This window comes from Parvibaculum sp. (assembly GCF_049672805.1).
In the GTDB taxonomy this organism is placed as follows: domain Bacteria; phylum Pseudomonadota; class Alphaproteobacteria; order Parvibaculales; family Parvibaculaceae; genus Parvibaculum.
In genome coordinates this window covers 1-2,173 of record NZ_JBATWS010000101.1, presented here as the reverse complement: position 1 = coordinate 2,173, position 2,173 = coordinate 1, and the positions used below count along the sequence as shown (strand labels likewise).

The following is a 2,173-nucleotide window of genomic DNA, read 5'->3' as shown; positions in this document are numbered from 1 at the left end:
GCATCAAGCTCCGGCATTTCCTCCCGGCAGGGTGCGCACCATGTCGCCCAGAGATTGAGCAGGACGAGCTTGCCCCGGAAATCGGAAAGGCTCACCTCGCCCCCCTCAGCATCGCGGAAGGAGACATCCGCAAGCGCCACTGGGGCAGGCTTCGGCGAGAAATTGGCCACTTCGCCGATCGCGACACGGTCGAGCGCGAGGGAAGCCTCACCCCTCTCGGCGGGCACCGGGTTGCCGCCCCCCTGCCCGATCAAGTATACCGCCCCAGCGATCAGAAAGGCCGCTCCGGCGAGGCTGGCGATCAATTTGGCTCTTGTCTGGGGCATTCCTTACTCTTTGTCGGCGGGTTTCAGGGGGTCAGAGCCTGCTTCGGCCCCGGAGAACACCCCGGAGAACAATGATGAGCAACAAGATGTGGGGCGGCCGCTTCGGCGAGGGTCCCGACCGGATCATGGAGGAAATCAACGCCTCCATCGGCTTCGACCAGCGCTTCTATGCCCAGGACATCCGGGGCTCGAAGGCCCACGCGGCCATGTTGGCCGAAAAGGGAATTATCTCAAGGGAAGACGCGGATAAAATCGTCGCAGGCCTTGATGCGGTTCTGGCCGAGATCGAGAGCGGGAAGTTCGAGTTCCGCCGCGACCTTGAAGACATCCACATGAACGTGGAAGCACGGCTCGCCGACCTCATCGGCGCAGCGGCAGGCAGGCTCCATACCGCCCGCTCGCGCAACGATCAGGTCGCGACCGATTTCAAGCTCTATATCCGCGACACGCTCGACCATCTGGACGAACAGCTCCGTGACTTCCAGCTCGCCCTTGTGGCGCGAGCGGAAGAACACGCCGACACCATCATGCCGGGCTTCACCCATCTCCAGACGGCCCAGCCCGTCACTTTCGGCCATCACTGCCTTGCCTATGTGGAAATGGCAGCGCGGGACCGGGGAAGGCTGGCGGATGCGCGCAAGCGGCTCAATGAAAGCCCGCTTGGCAGCGCCGCGCTTGCCGGCACCTCTTTCCCGATCGACCGCCACATGACGGCAAAGGCACTCGGCTTTGACGGTCCGACCCGCAACTCGCTCGACAGCGTGTCCGACCGCGATTTCGTGCTGGAAACGCTCGCCGCCGCCGCCATCGCGGCGACGCATCTGTCGCGGCTTGCCGAAGAAATCGTCATCTGGTCCACGCCCGGCTTCGACTTTGTACGCTTGCCGGACAGCTTCACCACCGGCTCCTCCATCATGCCGCAGAAGCGCAACCCCGACGCCGCCGAGCTTGTGCGCGCGAAATCGGGCCGCGTGATCGGCGCGCTCACCTCCCTTCTCATCGTCATGAAGGGCCTGCCGCTCGCCTATTCGAAGGACATGCAGGAAGACAAGGAAGCTGCCTTCGACGCGCTGGACGCGCTGTCGCTGTCGCTTGCCGCCATGACGGGCATGGTGACGACCCTCACCGTGAACAAGCCCGCCATGCGGGCGGCCGCCTCACGCGGCTTTTCCACCGCGACGGATCTCGCGGACTGGCTCGTCCGCCGCCTCAATCTTCCTTTCCGTCAGGCCCATCATGTGACCGGCACCCTCGTCGCACGAGCTGAGAAAAAGGGCACCGATCTCGACGGCCTCACCCTTGAGGAAATGCGCGAGGTGGAGTCCGGCATCACGGATGAGGTATATTCCGTACTCGGCGTGGACAATTCGGTCGCAAGCCGGACAAGCTTCGGTGGCACCGCCCCGGATAATGTGCGCGCGGCGGCTGCCCGCTGGCGCGAAATGCTCGGTGACGCGGGGCAAGGGGAGAAGTGACCCGATGAAGATGCAAGGAACGAAGCTGCTCCTGCTCGGCCTCGTGCTGGCAACAGCACTCGCCGCTTGCGGCCGCAAGGGCGATCTTGAATTGCCGCCGGGCGCGACGCCGAAGGAGGCACAGCCATCCGGCCCCGTGCTCGAACAGGTGCTTGGCGATGACGCTTCCATCGACACCCGCCCGCTCGACAAGGAGCTGGAAGACATTTCTCCGCGCCGCCGCGTGGACCAATACTGAGCGCCTTCCCTGAAGGATCGCGCCTGCCCCGGACCGACAGATGCATCATTTCGACTATCGTGGCGGCATCCTCCATGCCGAGGATGTTGCGATCCCCGACATAGCAGCCGCAATCGGCACGCCTTTCTATTGCT

The 2,173-nt window shown here is 64.1% G+C and carries 3 protein-coding genes; 2 read left to right on the top strand and 1 reads right to left on the bottom strand.

Annotated elements, in window-relative coordinates; translation table 11 throughout:
- Positions 1–326, bottom strand: a 326-nt coding sequence (locus WBF74_RS03195; RefSeq protein ID WP_424435064.1) for a TlpA family protein disulfide reductase, incomplete at its 3' end; no start/stop codon positions are given.
- Between the two features lie 74 nt (positions 327–400).
- Here WBF74_RS03195 and argH point away from each other — a divergent pair.
- Together argH and lptM are read left to right on the top strand one after the other, a co-directional pair.
- Positions 401–1,801 (top strand): argininosuccinate lyase, encoded by a 1,401-nt coding sequence (argH, locus tag WBF74_RS03190; protein ID WP_424435061.1) that lies wholly within the window; start codon positions 401–403, stop codon positions 1,799–1,801.
- A gap of 4 nt (positions 1,802–1,805) precedes the next feature.
- Positions 1,806–2,039 (top strand): LPS translocon maturation chaperone LptM, encoded by a 234-nt coding sequence (gene lptM, locus WBF74_RS03185; RefSeq protein ID WP_424435058.1) that lies wholly within the window; start codon positions 1,806–1,808, stop codon positions 2,037–2,039.
- The last annotated feature ends 134 nt before the right edge of the window (positions 2,040–2,173 follow it).